The following is a 14,543-nucleotide window of genomic DNA, read 5'->3' as shown; positions in this document are numbered from 1 at the left end:
GTTATTTCTCCTCATGCATGCAATCCAGCGCGGCTCGTTCCATCACTCTCAAATCAGGAAAAATTTCTGGCCATTCGCCCCGCGGCACTTCCAGCAGCCGAAGCACCACCGGCAGCGCCTCGTACCTGAGCCCGACCGGACCGCTGAAGCTCATGATCCATTGCGTCATCATGTGCTTGAATACCATTACCGCAGCCCAGTTATCCGGCCACACGGCGCAGTCGTTATCCGGTACTTCTCCCTCCCATCGCAACCCGAGCGCGGCAAGCGCATCACTGTTTGGCACCTGGCTATCCGGACCACGGACCAGCCAGCGGGCGGCCTCGATCAGTTTTTTTCGCGGGTCCCGGTAAGATAATCGCTCCATGCGGTGACGATATCGGCGAACGGCCGCGGGTAGTTATCCATCAATTCATCGAATGCCTCGACTGATGCGGGGATTGCGACGCCGGATTCATCCTTGAAGCTGGTGACAATCTCCAGCAGGGTCTCTGCGGCTGGCCGCTGACTGCCTTTCATCTCCGCGATCCATTCACGTGCCGCTTTTTTGCCCATGTGCTTGAATTCCATCTTCAGCACGCGCGGTTCGGCCTCGCCGTGGCCGCTGATGTTCACATCGCCGGGGAAGGTGGGCGCCGGAATCAGCTTCAGTTTATTTTCCTGCTGGGGTTTTTTCATGATCTGCCTATAGAGAAACGATGCGCAATTCGTCGTTGCCAGCGGCGCCGGGTACTACCCGCAAGCTGTATTTGCTGAGGGCGCGCCCGTTCACATCCGATTCTGACGGGCTGATGAGCTGCACGGCGGGCATGTACATCAGCACCTTGTTGCCGGCGGCGGTGCCGTGCACCATGCCCAGGCTTTGCGTACTGTTTGCCTTGATGCTGGTCATGAAGGCAACTTCCTCCGCGGGCGTCAAATCAAGCTCAAGCGTGCCGCCGATCTCCCGGTTGGTAATATCGATAGTCTCCCCGCCAAGCAGCGGGGTATGGGCTACCGCGTTGCCAAATGGCAACTCCAGTCCGCGGGAGGGATAAGCGGTGCCGCTGGACAGCGCGCCGGCCGCATACGTGCATCCGAACAGCAAATCCCCGGTATTTGCATCGCTGACCGATAGGGGAGTCTTCCACCCCGAAAGCGTAAGACTGGGATTGGCGGCAGCGCTCATCCCGCCATCCAGGCCGAGAAATTTAAATGAAAATACGGGGCGGGTGCCGATAACGGCCTTCAGCGTGCAGTCGCCGTGCGCACCGAGCAGCTTGTGCAACACGCCCGAGCGGTAGTAGTAAATCGTCAGGGATTCCTGCAGGTCGGTGATCGGCGTGTAATCCACACTCACAGCAGCATTTATGGTCTCTTCGAAAGCGCAGGCCCGCAGCAAAGGTCCCCAGGCTGGGGCAGTGCCGGCGGCGCCGCTGCCCGCGAGTTCGACATCGAAACTGACTTCCTTATAGACCGTGCCGACCAGCTGCTCGGATGCACCAAAATAAGGCCGGATCAGATCCCGGTTGATATTGTTGGAATTAAGCGGGTTTACCGACAGGTTGGAAATCAGTGCCGCGTTGGCGACACCGCTTGGTATTGCATCCTCGCCATAGGCGGTTTCTATTTTCGCCAAAATGGCCGAATTGCGTGTATAGCGCGCCATATTTACTCTCCTTTATCTTGTTCGATGCGTATCGTGATTCCCATGCGCCGCTTCAGCAGCAACAGGGCGAAATCCAGTATCGTCGCGCCGCCGATGCCGGCCAGCAGCGACATCCCCATCAGGTATGGCAGATCTTCGGCGAAGGTTTGATATCCCAGCAGCGCGATGATGGCGCCGATGAATCCGCTGTTGAGCATGGTGGCTGCAACGGTCCGGCGTGTAAGCGTATTTCCTGAGCGCAGTTGTGTTGCCAAACCTGCGAACGACGCACCAAAAAACGCCAGCGCGGCCAGCAAAAGGGAATCTCCCCACATAAAAGCCACCCTAATCAGTCGGTCTGGCACGGCCTGCCTCCAGCTCATGCAAATAGTCGATTAGTTTTCGCTGTCGCTGCCTGTCGTCGGCGCAGAGTTCGGCGTTGGTGCGGATATTGACAAGCGCATCGCGGGGCGTAGCTGCAACGGCTCCGCGGGGTACTGCATCAGTTCCGGCGGAATCGGCGGGCATGCCGTCCGGGTACCAGGCATCGTTGTACAGCCAGACCCAATCAGGACTAAGCATGCACATACCAGCACCCGGTTTCTCCTCGTTTGTCGCAGTGGCGCACTCTGATAGCTGGTCATCGTTGACATGGTTCAGTCTCTCCTGCCATTTACGGTAATAACTGTCGGCGCGGCGTTTCCATTCGATCGACGCGATAGCATGTGTACGCGCTGCATTAGCAGCGGTTTCATACTCCTCGTCCGCCTTTTCCCTTATATCCAGCTCATGAGCATCTCGCCGGTCGGACTCCCGAGAAACGCCGGAGTTATAACCCCATAACCACAGGCTCACGGCCAGAATGACCGGGACAAGTACTCGCAATGCCAGGGAGACGAAGAGATCCATTTAACTGATTCCGCCCATGTCACCCTGGGATGGCGGCGGCATAGGCATCGGTGGCATCGGCATAGGCATAGGTTGTGGCTGCGGGGGAGGGGACGAGTACCGCAACCCGATCAGCTTCGATGCAGCGGTATGTGCGCCCACTACACCCAGGTAAATCAGCCAGATGTCAGGCGTGAGCTGGCCCTGCACCGCCGACCACCAGAACGCGCCAGTGGCCGACGCATAGGCCACGTTGGCCCATAGCTTGGTATGCGATACGTTCCCCGTGCAGGGATCCGCGATCATCCCGGCCCACTTCATCTCTAACCTTCCCTCAGCGTCATATCAAAGGCCACCCAGCCGTATGGATGCTCAAGCTGCTGGCTTTGTCGCCAACCGGTCAGCGTCAACGAACCGAGCTCGGGCGGCAGCGCGCGGGTAAACGCCTTGATCTCGTCGATCATCGTGCCTTCCGCATCTTCAGTTGCCGAAGGCTCTGCGGTTTCCGTCACCGCGATTTGCCCCACCAACAGCACGCGATGCTCGCCGTCGCGCGTCATCCCCCCCAGGTAGTGGCTGTAATTGCCTTCGCTGGCCGACAGCACGGTATAGATTCCCTCTTGCAGTTCGCTCAATGGCCGTGCCGCGAAATCCTTGAGGTCACGGGTTACCGTGCGGGCGGGATACATCGTCGCCAGCGTCGACTTGATTGCATTCATCCGGTCTGAAAGCGCGCTCATTGCCCGAATACCTCACGCAGTCCTGTATCCACACCCTCGCGCAGCAACACGAAGACACGGCTTTCCATCTTCTTGGCGGCGGGCTCCATAAATGGTTGGGCTTTTGTGCCTTTGTTATAGATCGCCCACGCCATCTGACGCGACCTGAACCAGAGGTCGAGCTCCTGTTCTTCGCGCTTGCGGCTTTTGCGCGGAGTCCATTTAAACCCCCGGTACGATGGGGCAAGGCGGAGGTACTGCAGCAGATTGTCCGGATTCGGGTAATAGCGCGCCTTGCCGGCGGCGGGTCCGGTTCCTTCTTCTACATCAACGGCGTAGTTCATCCCTGGCGAAACGCGCCAGTGCAGCTTGCCTACACTTGCCGGGAGGATTGATTGCCTGAGAGTGCCGAAAAGACCCGGTACGCGGGCGCGGGCCTCATCCGCGACATCGTAAGCTCCCCGTTTAAGAAACGGCTCCAGATTGCGCTCCATCACATCCGGAGCGCGATCAAATGCTTCCTGAGCTTCCTTGCTGGCGACTTGGTAGCGGATGTGCATGGGCTTGCCTGCTGATTCAGTTGGCGCCAATGTAGGCCGAAGCGCAAGCCAGAAACAGGGAGGATATTGGCGCAATAAAAAACCCGCCGAAGCGGGTTATGGTGAGAATGTTGCCGTTGTCGCTAGTGCTTCTCGGACTCGGCAGGTTTGGGTGGCAGTCCGGCGCTCAGCTCGTCCAGTGCCGATGTTACTGCCTCCTGTATCGGCAATATGAGCCAGTACAGGTTCTCCGGATTAAGGTCATTGTTTGCCCCTGACAGCATCTGCATCAGGGATTCCATTGCATGGGTGGCCTGTCTTAGCGGCGCATAGGTCAGGTCCAGCGCCCGTTGGGGGGTCGTGATCGCCATGTCACACCCCCTTCAGCGGGAGTTGAGCGGCATCCTTCCCCAGCATGGCGGTATCCGGCAGCGGCTGCCCCAGCGCCAGGTGCACTTCGCGCAGGTGCGTGACCAGCCCGTTCTGCACGAATGCATCGCGGGTTTTCGCCAGATCGTTGAGCAGCACGCGCGACAGCTTCAGCAGTTCAGTGCGTTCCTTGAAGCTCATGCGGCGCGGTCCGGCAAAGTGCCAGACGAATTCCGCCACAGCCTGTTTCATCGCCTGTGCTTTCGGCTGGCCGGACTCCATCACGATCAGCAGAAAACCGATGGGGTGATACACCTTTGTGTCGTATTTTTTGCCGTCAGTAGCGGTCAGCTTGACCGGTACTGAGTGCTCTTCAATGTAGGAATTTCGGTTCAAAATCTTCCGAATTCCTTCCGCTGGGTCTTCATATTCCAGCCACTCGCCAATGGCGAAACGGCTGGCATGAGGCGCACCGTCGATAAAAACAGTTTCGGACAGGGCGATCTCGCCCCAGTGGAAGGGAGTGACTTCATTCATGATGATTTCCTTGTATTGATGATTAGTCAATGCCCCGGAGGGCGGCCGGGCGCTAATCACCGCTACAAGGAACGGCGGACTTCTTCCCCCGTAGGGTCTTGTATCCGTCGCACACCCGGCCATTGAAATCGTTTTTTCACCGCAAAGGAGCGAGCGATGGGCGAAAAAATACCACGGCTGTCGGGCGTGGGCGGTTACCGCCTTGTAAGAGTGTGATTAGCACTTGAGATAAGGTTAGGCTAAGAAAAGCCGGGTGTCAACATCTCTTTACCGCTTCCTGACCCGCAGCGTTTCTGGAATCACCAGCTTGTCAGCGCCAGATTCGCCTGTGCAGCGCAGGTGATAATCCACCCCATCCACGCCGCCAGTCACTCTCTGCAGCACCTTATTTCCATCAACTTGCGCTGCTCCTGAAAGCATGGCTTGAGCATCGGCATCCGTACCGGAAACCACCTCAATAGTGATTTCCGGATTGGCGATCGACGCGGCAAGCGCCGAGAAATCGAATGTCAGGGTAATGTTTTCTTCCGGATCCTTGGATGCAAACACTTGAACCCCCTAATGAATGGTTATTGAGCTTGTATACCCTCGCGGGCGAGCTGCCGATACGCCATTTCTGCCACGTCCCTGCGCGACAAACCGAGGGTCGCTGACGAGCGGCAGCGGTTCGGATAGCGTCCCGCTGGCCAGGGCCTCCGCAATGGCAGCGGCGGCCAGTTGGATCTGCGTGGTGAGGCTTCCGGTTGCAATTGCCTCAGCGATAGCGTCGCCGGAAAGCTGGATCTGCGTCGCGAGCTCCCCGGTAGCAATAGCCTGGCATATTGCGTTTGCGGCAAAACCACCTGGTGTAGTGGTGAGGTCCGCACTGGCCGATGCATTGGCGACGGCCGATCCGATCAGTTTGATGATCGTATCCAGCATCCCATCGGCTGATGCCTCAGCCACGGCCGAGGCCGAGAGATTGATCCCGCTGGAAAGCGCGGCTGTCGATATCGCTTGCGCCAGGGCAGCGCCGGATAGCTGGATCTGTGCGGTCAATACACCGCCAGCAGTCGATATTGACACTGCATCAGCTGTTAGATTGATCTGCGTCGCCAGTGCGCCTGACCCTGCCGCCTGCGATTCGGCATTGGCGGCTAGCGTGATTGCTGTGGTTAGCGTTCCGGTTGCTGCGGCCACCGCCTGGGCAACGCCTTCGAGTGCCGCTGCGCCGGCGCTCGGCGCTGCTACCCATATCTCATCAGGCTCGGGCTCGAATGCCAGCCAGGAATTTGCAGCTAATGCAGCAATCTCACTTGCACTGAGCGCGCCGGTGAAAGCCTGCACACTCAGCATTTTGTGCGGTGCAGTTGAATGACCGTTGACGCTAAAAACCTGACCCGCGCCCATTGCGCCGGGATCGGGTGTCCACGATCCTGATCCTATAGATACACCATCCAGAAATACCTCTACCGCAGCCGCCACGCTGTCATAGACTATAGTTACTGAATGTTCAGTTCCATCTACAATCGATACGGCTGGAGCGCTGTATCCACTGCCTCCCCATATCTTGAAAAGACCAAAGGTAATAAAGCCGGCCGACCACGTACCAGAAACGAAGTTCCACCCGTAGGTGGCTCCATTAGACCTGAGCAATCTCTGGGACGTATTGGCCCGAATAATACCGTGCCAATGGACGGTAAAAGAACCGGATACAATAGGATCAAGATCGGTTATTACCTTTGTCCAGGTGGTTGGCGTAGCCGGCAAAACGTATGCAGTCCCACCAGGCGTAGCTTCCGTTACCCCTATTGTGCCGCCCGGCTGTATGGCATTGCACAGTTCGGGTGGAACGCCGCTACCAATTAATGCAAACCGCGTCCGGCGCCCGATGGGGTGGGAATAATCGATTCTCGCCGGGTACAGCGGCTGATTTGCAAGCTGTTCAATCACGGATTAGGCAACTGCAGTAAGCTCACTCAGATATGCCTCGACGGTGACCGGCTGTCCCGTATTACCGGTAAATTCCACCTCGAGGCACATGATCTCCCGGCCTATCGGATACGACCATTCGCCCTCGGCGTTCGCAGCGACGCCGGGCCCCACGGGTGGGTAATGGGTTTTCCAATCAGCTCCCGCCGCGCCTGCGGCCGGAAGCACGGCCTTATGGGCAATCAGCACGCGCGCGGTACACTGGACTGTTGGGCCAGTGGCGCCATTCTTGATCTTGACTGTGAGGCGGCTCGGCCCCTGCGCCGCGTTGAGATCGACCCGCCCGTAGATCGTGGCTCCGACTGCGTTGGACGTTCCAGTTGCGACAAGCTCTCTCGCGTTTTTTGTTAATGCCACCTCAAGCTCCTATCAATGGGTTGCCGAGATCGTCGCGCACTACCCGAGCGACATCATTTGCGGTCAGTAATTTGCCGAATAATGCAACCGGGCGCGGAATGGTTCGTGTCGCATAGGCTAAAAAGCTTGCTTTATTCGGGGCACTTAGCTTGCCTGCTGTTTCCCATGCGTTCAGCATGTCAACGTGCTTCTGCTCCGCCATGTCAATGCCAGCGTTTGCGTCCTGCATTACATTTATGATTGCCAAGGCGGAGGACCGCAACAGAGATTGCGCATCTGCCGCTTCATCCACGATGACTGCCGCCATATTCGTTTCAGCTGCCCAACTATTCAGGTTTGCGCATGTAATCAGCCCGACAACCTGAACTGTCGCGCCGTTGCAAACATTTGCAATGCCCTCATCATTATTTGCCGCGATTAGCGGCGGATAGCCGAGCGCGACTGGATCGTCACGCAGCTCGGCAAAAACAAGCTGATCAAATTCCGTCATCTTTAGTCCGTACCTGTTTTACATGCGGCGCTTTGTCGTTTTTGAATCGCTCAATAATTCCGCTGTTGAAATGGATCTGCTCAAGGAATCGCCGAACCCTCCTGCGTTGTCTAAGCGTACCCATTTCTCCGGTGTAAGCCTTGAATTCCAATTCTCCCGGCTCAGCCTCGTGGGCGAGAAATCTGGCCTGTTCACCACAATTCTCAACCAGATAGAACTCTCCGGTTGGTGCCTCGCAAGCAATAAATGTTTCCTCGATGTCACCGGGTATCTTTTTCGGGTCTTTGTGGACGCGAAAAAGAATTACCGTGCCCTCCATGAACTCGGCAGTGAGGCCATTTCCTAATCTTATGTGCTTGTCGATATCGTTCATCGGCAACCCATCAGGTAATCGTGATCCAGACCTTCTCGCCGGCAGCAATCGCTGCCTGAATCTTTGCAAATAGTGGAGTGAATGCTTCGCGTGAGCGCCCCAGCCATGCATCCGATGGGTTGCCGTCTTCGGCGCCGACTAGAATGCATCCTTCCGTATCGTTCGCTGTATTCCCGGAATGAATGCGTACACCTGAAAACCCGGGAACATTGAGCAGCAACGGCAAGGGCTTCTGAAACCGATTGGAGAATGTCACCACTACCTGATATTTGCCGGCAGGGATGGCGGTCTTGCCCGGTATTTTTTGCGCTCGCTCCTGATCCTCAAGAGTAGAGCACTCAAGCTGATAAAGTCGCCCGGCGGTGTAGCCGGCCGTGCCGTGGTTACGCACCAATAACAGATCCATATCAGTTGTCGATCTGGAAGGTCAGCGCCGCAATCGCAAAGCTCGGGGCGGCGTCGCCGTTGTTAACGGTTTTCGGCGTTGTCAGGGCAGAATAAATCCATGGGTTTCCAGCGGCTGCGGCGTCGAACAACCCCCAATGGGTTATTGACCCCCAATCTGCTGTGGGCGCGGGAAATTGAATCGCATTGTTATTGCTGGTGGTGCCGCTGGTGCCACTGCTGGCGACGGTGCTCCCCGCGGATTGTGTGCCTGCCCAGTTCGCCAGGCTGCTGGTTATAGCCACTCGCGCGTAACTGCCACCACTAACCTCAACACCTACATTTGCGTCCGTTGGGTCTACCGTGAACAAGGCCACGTAGTATGTGGCCGGCGCACTCAAGGCCTGGCCACGCAGCAGGGCATCGACGACCTTGTTCTCAGCGTAATTCGTTAAAGCCGGCATGATCTATCCTCTATTAATGTCACTGGATTCTGGATTCAAACTCTCTCATCAGAGCCTCGAACAAATAAGTAGGCGTTCCGTTGCGGGTGCCGCCCGAGATCCCGTCGCGCATCGTCACCGGTTTGCTTACGTTGCGTACTGCGAGCTCACGCATGGCCTCAGCCTGGGCGCGCAACAACAGTAAACTGCGATCGCCAAGCACGATGGTGGTCTGCGCCGCGTCAGCGGATACGCTATGTGCTGCAAAGTAATAAAATTTGTACGTGGCTCCGAGCACACTGATCTGCTGCGCGGTTGGCGCCGGCAGCAGATACATTTCCGGCGTAGTTCCATTCATCGCCAAGCGCACATCGGGCAGGCGTCCGGTCCATGCTCTTTCCCAGGGGCGGGCCGTGCGGCTGACGCCCCATAAAGCTGACTTGAAAATCTGGATATCCGCCGGCGCCGCGTAGGCCTCCTGGTCGGCCACCAGCGTGATGATCCCCAAGAGCGTGCGCGGCCGTACGCGGCTCATGTCTTGCGCGGCAGCATCAAGATGGCGGCGAAAATCACCGCCATCCTCGGCCGTGAAAATGCTGGCTGCGTCATGCAGGCTTTCGGCCAGATCCGCGATCAGCTCCGCACGTGACATGAGCGCCGGCATGACTAGGCGTTACCCTTTGCTTCCGCGCGCTTCAGGATTTCCTCCGCGACTGCGCTCAACACACCCTTGCGGGGGTTTCCACCCAACTGCTCAAGTTCACCCAGCAACTCGAGTTCGCCATCGGCCAGGGTTGGCAGTGTCGCTTTCACATCTTCGACCTTGTGCTGCAGCAGTTCGACAAGGGGATTTCCAGGAGGCGTAGCCTCGTCAACTTCCGCCGCCGCGACTTTTTTTGGACGCAGGTTATCGGGAACATCATGCTTGTCGAAATGCCGGGTCTCTCCCGGCAGAATCATGGCGGAGCCGACGTAAATCGGCATGCCGGTATTGTTATGAACGGGAACTTTCATGCTTGTGCCTCATATGCTGTTTGAATGTAAAACCCGGCAGTTGCCGGGTTTATGCCGTATGATTATTTTCTATCGGGATATCCGCGTGCTGGTGCTATACAGGACAATCGACGTGTATGCGGATTTCAGCTGTGTCGGCGTATGCAGCACGATGAACTGGTCACCATAGGCTTCTTTCTTGCCCGTAAAGCGGCCGTTGCTGTCCCGTTGATCCTGCAGTTGCCCCATGGCCCACGGCTTCATCATGCGATAGCGGGTCTGTCCACGCTCGCCGATGATGACGCGCTGGTCACCCATGGCGAGGCCCGGCGCGGTAGTGCGGAAGTTGGGCACATCCTTGACCCGCCCCAGATTGCCCGCGGCATCGAGGTCGGTGCCATTGCGCGCACCGGATTCGATAAAGCTGCGTGCCTGCTCGATCTGGGTGCGGATAGTGCCTGACATCAGCCCAAAATTGGCTATGTGGTAGCGATCGGATTCGATCACGTTTTTCCGCAGGCCATAGCGGTACAGGAAACTGTCCCAGAATATATCCGTGGCAACGGACCCCTGATCGGTGTCGAACTTGTACACATTGGTGGTGTAGCTATAGCTCGCCACTACCGCGTGAGTACTGGTATTTGGGGATGCGACCCCAAGTTCGTTGACGAAATGAATCTCGCCCAGGTTGTAATCCATGTAGTAGTACAGGCCGGCCGATTGCGTCCCGGTACCGTCATATTCGCTGATCGTCACCGCGTTGCTTTTTACCGTAATCGGGTAAAGCGTGCTGCCGACCTGATTTCCTTGTAGGTCATAGACCTTCTTCGGGCGCACAACTGGAAACCCCGCCACGGGCCAGATGCTCTTGGCGCCATTACCGGTTCCGACCGCCTCGTTCGCCACGTCGGTAGTGGCGTACTGATCGGAGGCGTTCAGGATCTCGTTGAAGATCAGGCGCTCGCCGTCTTCTCCGATGATGCGGGCGGCATTGCGCGCATTTTCCGAGACGGCATCCCAATCGAGCTGGCCATTGCTGGTGAGATAACGTAATTCGTCGCTCACTTCGAAGGCGATCTTCTGAGGGATGGGGTAGGCGGTCTCGCTGGTTTGCTTCACCCCGGCGCGCGGGATGGATCCACCTTCGTACACCCGGGTGCTGTTGATGCTCGCGGCGGTCGTGTCGCGGTAGCTGTAGGGAATAAGCGCGGAGCCCGAGAAGGGTAGGGTGCCCATATTTACGAACTGCAGGCCAATCATGTTATAGAGCGCCTCGCGAATCACGGTACGCTCGAAAATGGCCGGAACGGCCACGTCGGAAACGAGGCCATCTCCTGCCGCCAAGTGTTTGTGTTCGGTATGCAACTGCCGGGCATTGGCGACATCGAATTCCTTGAGGACCTTTTCCGCGAAATCCTTGTTCGCAGCCTGCAACTGGCCGCCCGTGTTCGAGAAACGGCGCGTGGCGGGCATGCTCACCAGGCCGAGCCGTTTATCGACAGATTCCTGCAGGGCTTTCACTTCGTTGCCAGATTCCACGCTTATGTGCACATTGCCGGCGGGAAATTGAAAGCCCATGCCCGCCAACTGCCTGGCGGCCGCAATCTTGTTGCCTTGGGCAATCTGGATATCCGCCAATTTTTTCACTTGGTCGGCACTCATTTCCGGCGTCACCAAGTCGGCCACAACCTCGGTCAATTCCTTCTTGGCGTCATCGCTCAGACCGGTGGCGGCATTGATCGTGTCGGTCAAAAGCTTGATATTGCCGTCGCGCTTCTCCGTCAGCTTCTTCGCATCGTCAGCCAGGCGCGTTGCCTCATCAGCCATCAGTTTTTTCACGTCATCGGCGGTTAGCCCAGTGGAGAGACTAGGCGCCTCAATGAGGAGCTTGATATCCTTGACGTTGGCGCCGGCAGCCGCCAGCTGCTCACCGAGCTTATTGCCCGATTCGGCAAAGGCATCCATCAGCTGCTTGGCTTTTATCTCATCAGTGATGGGTTGCACCGCTGTTTCGAATGCAGACAGTAGCTGAGCGCGAATCGGCTCTGATAGCGCCACGATTCCGGCGAGCGTTGCGCTCAATATGCCTGAGAGTTTCTTATGCATTGTGTGTATCTCCTGTAGTAGATTGGATTGCAATTCGGGATGAATCAGCGTCGGGATATCCCCATCGCTGGCTTCAGATAACTGGATTGGATCGAGCCGTTTGATACACGGGCGCAGTACCAGCCCGGCGCCCATCATCAGGGCGCCATGCTTTTGTCCGCTCTCGTTATCCTGGAAATTTTCGTGATATTCGATCGAGCTGTAGGCGTAGCCCTTGCTCTTGATGGCCTCGACACCGTAGGGCGTCCATTCAACTTGAGCGCGCAACCTGTCGCCTTCCAGCTTCAGTTGCAACACTTTGCCCGCGGCGCCGTTTTCCGGTTTGTGAGCGACATCGTAGAAGATGTCCTGGCCATAAACCCGCCTGCCGAAGTTATCGACGATCTGCTCCAGCATGTGGCGGCTGATCTCGAATTCACCGTAGCGCGGGTCGCGGAATATACCGGTGCGCGTCACCGTTACCCAGCTTGTCGTTTTACCTTCCTCCAGCGTCACATGGAGCCCGGACAGGAATCGCACTGCCCCAGTATGGTTTTCAGACAATCGGATAATTCTTGGCGGCTGCATGCTGACCTCTCGTAGGGTCCATGCCGCAGGCAATCAGGAGGAGGGCGAGCGAGCCAATTACTGACCGCCCGCGGTGGACTGAGCGGGATACTCAGCCATAATGCAAGACATAAACAGGGAGGATTACGGCGTATAAAGAAGGCGTGATGCTGTTGGCGTTGAACTACTTGAATGCTGCGCTATGGTGCACAAGGTTATCCACAGAAAATGTGGATAAATCAATCCTTCATGACGCGCCTTTTTACTGCCCGCCATGGTGCTTTGATCATTCCTTGCTTGAGCTTGCCTGCCTCGAATACCTTGGCTTTGTTGACCCCCAGAACACCCTTGCGTTGCTCCGGTGTCAGCCGGGTCAGTGCTTCAGTAGCTGTTTCCTTGCCTTCCCGATCCGCCTCCGTTACCTCATCCTTGAACACCACTTCCACATAGGACAGCGTATTCGGATGCGCGGGCCACGGGCACTTTGCCCGGCTGGGATAAACACCGGGCCCCAGACCATGAAGGTTGCCGGTAGCGTGTAAATCGCAGATATCCGGCTCCGGATGAGCGGGGGAGAGCAGGAACCGCACGCCGGCGGTGTCCGGATGGTCTAAGGCGCCGGCGATATAGGCTTCACCATGGGCCCGGTTGATTTCAGTGCGCATCAGCCGCATTGCGTTATCCATGGGACTGCCATTTCCAGTCAGCACGTTGGCTACGGCCTTGCCAATTCCTGAGCTGCCAGCAGCGTTCATTTTGTCCGCCAGTTCTCCGGGCACTGGCTGGCCACGCATCAATAGCTCACGTGCTGCCTGCACGGCGCCGTGACCCTGTATCACAGCTCGCTCGATCGCGTTAGTCACTACGTCGCGGGCGTGCCGGTCCAGCCGCCAGATACGGTCGGACAGCTGCAAGCCATCCTCAGAAATAAAGGTGCGCACGAAGCGCAGCGCTTCATCCGATACCCGCATTGCCGCCGCGTTGCTCAGTAACGCTTCGGACTGCACGCCGGCGCCGGCAGTGGTAAGCGGGAGTGTTCCAAACCTGGCGGCATTTTCCAATCCGTTATCCAGCAGGGCATCCCGTGCAACGGAGAGCGATCGCAGTCGCTCATTCACCTGGCTCAGCACGTCTTGCAGTTGTACCAGGGCGATATTTCCATCTGCACCACCAGCTGCGGCGATACGGGCACGCAGATCGGCAGCCGCCTGGAGGTAGAGTTGCCGCAGTTCTTTCAGAATCGCCGCATCGAGCTTGTCCATCGCGCGATGCGCATGGATCGTGGCGCGCTTGATCGCGGATTGAGTTGCGTAAGTCATTTCAGCAGTTGCTTAACCAATGGTCGCCATTGCATTTTTCGCTGCGGCCCAATAATTGCCTGTCGCTCCGCCCCAATTAAGCCAGACCGTAATATCTGCCCCTCGCAAAGCGGTCGTCCTTCCATTCTCTAGGTATCTTTCTGCAAGCCCTGAGTCATCAGCCCCAGTGCTCATGTAATCCACGATCATGAGTGTTTTTGCGGATACGGGATATGCTGCCGCAACTGGCTGGACACCTGATTGCATCTCAGGTATGCGATGAGTGTCTGTAATTCCGGCGCACATCCCCTGACTAAGAGACCACTGAAATTCCGCTATGACTTCTTCGTCTGGTGACCCATCGCAATAGTTATAGAACGGATAAATCTCCTTGCCTGGGAAGCAACTCTGAATATGCAGGCACTGTTCTCTGTGCGCGTCCTTGACTTGCGCAGTAGTCAGGTCGGCAATGGGCCAAGTATCTCTAAACCCCCACGCGGATTCGTCCGGGCCGATTCCTTGAAGGGCTGAATGGGGCCCAACTTCCGCGGCCATCGCTGTAATCAGTGCCTTGAAACGCGCCATTACATTTGGATTGTCGAATCGGGGCGACCACCCGCTGAAGCCGTTTATCCTCAGCCCGCCTGTTGTTGCCGAACCGCCGTAAGTGGTTTCGTCGTTCAGCATGTATGCTGGAAGAGGTTTTGGTTTAGCGCCAGAAACAGTCTTAGTGAAGACTCGAACGATCACCTTTTTTCCGTACGTCGCAGCGTAATTCAGGGTCGTTGTGAGCTTCGAGAAATCGTAAACACCCTCTGCCGTCTCCATTACTATCCACGAGCAAGGGTATAAAATTCCATCAGTGTCCAACACGCATTGATGGTGCCAGCTCAGCGACGGGGA

22 protein-coding genes are annotated in these 14,543 nt (G+C 57.0%); all 22 read right to left on the bottom strand.

What is annotated here, in order from left to right; genetic code table 11:
* Window position 1: 1 nt before the first annotated feature.
* Window positions 2-367 carry a DUF1799 domain-containing protein gene (locus BMX66_RS03290; RefSeq protein ID WP_090878324.1) on the bottom strand — a complete coding sequence of 122 codons (366 nt, stop codon included), beginning with the start codon at window positions 365-367 and terminating at the stop codon, window positions 2-4.
* Entirely contained in the window at window positions 328-678 is a 351-nt protein-coding gene (locus tag BMX66_RS03285; RefSeq protein WP_090878322.1) for a phage tail assembly chaperone, read from the bottom strand. Before BMX66_RS03285 ends, BMX66_RS03290 begins: the two co-directional genes overlap by 40 nt.
* 7 nt (window positions 679-685) lie before the next feature.
* Entirely contained in the window at window positions 686-1,648 is a 963-nt protein-coding gene (locus tag BMX66_RS03280; RefSeq protein ID WP_090878320.1) for a phage tail tube protein, read from the bottom strand.
* Window positions 1,649-1,650: 2 nt separating this feature from the next.
* Window positions 1,651-1,944 (bottom strand): hypothetical protein, encoded by a 294-nt coding sequence (locus BMX66_RS03275; RefSeq protein ID WP_143058189.1) that lies wholly within the window; start codon window positions 1,942-1,944, stop codon window positions 1,651-1,653.
* Window positions 1,945-1,972: 28 nt separating this feature from the next.
* On the bottom strand, window positions 1,973-2,536 hold the full coding sequence (locus tag BMX66_RS03270) for a hypothetical protein (protein WP_090878316.1): 564 nt from the start codon (window positions 2,534-2,536) through the stop codon (window positions 1,973-1,975).
* Entirely contained in the window at window positions 2,537-2,836 is a 300-nt protein-coding gene (locus BMX66_RS15545) for a hypothetical protein (RefSeq protein WP_177168724.1), read from the bottom strand.
* Window positions 2,837-2,838: 2 nt separating this feature from the next.
* Complete coding sequence (locus BMX66_RS03260; protein WP_090878314.1) at window positions 2,839-3,255, bottom strand: hypothetical protein; 417 nt, start codon at window positions 3,253-3,255, stop codon at window positions 2,839-2,841.
* On the bottom strand, window positions 3,252-3,794 hold the full coding sequence (locus BMX66_RS03255) for an HK97 gp10 family phage protein (RefSeq protein WP_090878313.1): 543 nt from the start codon (window positions 3,792-3,794) through the stop codon (window positions 3,252-3,254). The genes BMX66_RS03260 and BMX66_RS03255 overlap by 4 nt, the downstream gene beginning before the upstream one ends.
* A 122-nt stretch (window positions 3,795-3,916) precedes the next feature.
* A complete protein-coding gene (locus BMX66_RS03250) occupies window positions 3,917-4,144 on the bottom strand; it encodes a hypothetical protein (protein WP_090878311.1) in 228 nt (75 codons plus the stop codon).
* A gap of 1 nt (window position 4,145) precedes the next feature.
* Window positions 4,146-4,679 carry a hypothetical protein gene (locus BMX66_RS03245; protein ID WP_090878309.1) on the bottom strand — a complete coding sequence of 178 codons (534 nt, stop codon included), beginning with the start codon at window positions 4,677-4,679 and terminating at the stop codon, window positions 4,146-4,148.
* A 267-nt stretch (window positions 4,680-4,946) separates the two neighbouring features.
* The gene (locus BMX66_RS03240; protein WP_090878307.1) at window positions 4,947-5,228 is read right to left on the bottom strand and encodes a phage fiber-tail adaptor protein; all 282 of its coding nucleotides are present in this window, start codon (window positions 5,226-5,228) and stop codon (window positions 4,947-4,949) included.
* Between the two features lie 9 nt (window positions 5,229-5,237).
* Window positions 5,238-6,611, bottom strand: a complete 1,374-nt coding sequence (locus tag BMX66_RS03235) for a hypothetical protein (RefSeq protein WP_090878305.1) — start codon at window positions 6,609-6,611, stop codon at window positions 5,238-5,240.
* Between the two features lie 3 nt (window positions 6,612-6,614).
* Complete coding sequence (locus BMX66_RS03230; protein WP_090878303.1) at window positions 6,615-7,007, bottom strand: hypothetical protein; 393 nt, start codon at window positions 7,005-7,007, stop codon at window positions 6,615-6,617.
* Window position 7,008: 1 nt separating this feature from the next.
* Window positions 7,009-7,497 (bottom strand): hypothetical protein, encoded by a 489-nt coding sequence (locus tag BMX66_RS03225; RefSeq protein ID WP_090878300.1) that lies wholly within the window; start codon window positions 7,495-7,497, stop codon window positions 7,009-7,011.
* Entirely contained in the window at window positions 7,484-7,870 is a 387-nt protein-coding gene (locus tag BMX66_RS03220; protein WP_090878298.1) for a hypothetical protein, read from the bottom strand. Before BMX66_RS03220 ends, BMX66_RS03225 begins: the two co-directional genes overlap by 14 nt.
* Window positions 7,871-7,880: 10 nt before the next feature.
* Window positions 7,881-8,276, bottom strand: coding sequence for a DUF5675 family protein (locus BMX66_RS03215; protein WP_090878294.1), 396 nt, complete (start codon window positions 8,274-8,276; stop codon window positions 7,881-7,883).
* A gap of 1 nt (window position 8,277) precedes the next feature.
* Window positions 8,278-8,718: a phage tail fiber protein gene (locus BMX66_RS03210; RefSeq protein ID WP_090878292.1), complete on the bottom strand. Its 441-nt coding sequence runs from the start codon at window positions 8,716-8,718 to the stop codon at window positions 8,278-8,280.
* 19 nt (window positions 8,719-8,737) lie between these two features.
* Window positions 8,738-9,349 (bottom strand): phage adaptor protein, encoded by a 612-nt coding sequence (locus BMX66_RS03205; RefSeq protein WP_147432040.1) that lies wholly within the window; start codon window positions 9,347-9,349, stop codon window positions 8,738-8,740.
* Between the two features lie 14 nt (window positions 9,350-9,363).
* Window positions 9,364-9,711, bottom strand: coding sequence for a hypothetical protein (locus BMX66_RS03200; protein WP_090878288.1), 348 nt, complete (start codon window positions 9,709-9,711; stop codon window positions 9,364-9,366).
* Window positions 9,712-9,780: 69 nt separating this feature from the next.
* Window positions 9,781-12,363 carry a phage protease gene (locus BMX66_RS03195; RefSeq protein ID WP_090878286.1) on the bottom strand — a complete coding sequence of 861 codons (2,583 nt, stop codon included), beginning with the start codon at window positions 12,361-12,363 and terminating at the stop codon, window positions 9,781-9,783.
* Between the two features lie 218 nt (window positions 12,364-12,581).
* Window positions 12,582-13,661: a hypothetical protein gene (locus BMX66_RS03190; RefSeq protein ID WP_090878284.1), complete on the bottom strand. Its 1,080-nt coding sequence runs from the start codon at window positions 13,659-13,661 to the stop codon at window positions 12,582-12,584.
* Window positions 13,662-13,673: 12 nt separating this feature from the next.
* The gene (locus tag BMX66_RS03185) at window positions 13,674-14,468 is read right to left on the bottom strand and encodes a hypothetical protein (RefSeq protein WP_090878282.1); all 795 of its coding nucleotides are present in this window, start codon (window positions 14,466-14,468) and stop codon (window positions 13,674-13,676) included.
* Between the last annotated feature and the right edge of the window lie 75 nt (window positions 14,469-14,543).

Origin of the sequence: Nitrosovibrio sp. Nv6 (assembly GCF_900110495.1) — a bacterium.
Lineage (GTDB): Bacteria > Pseudomonadota > Gammaproteobacteria > Burkholderiales > Nitrosomonadaceae > Nitrosospira.
The sequence above is the reverse complement of the archived record's forward strand: the minus strand, read 5'-3'. Positions and strand labels throughout refer to the sequence as shown.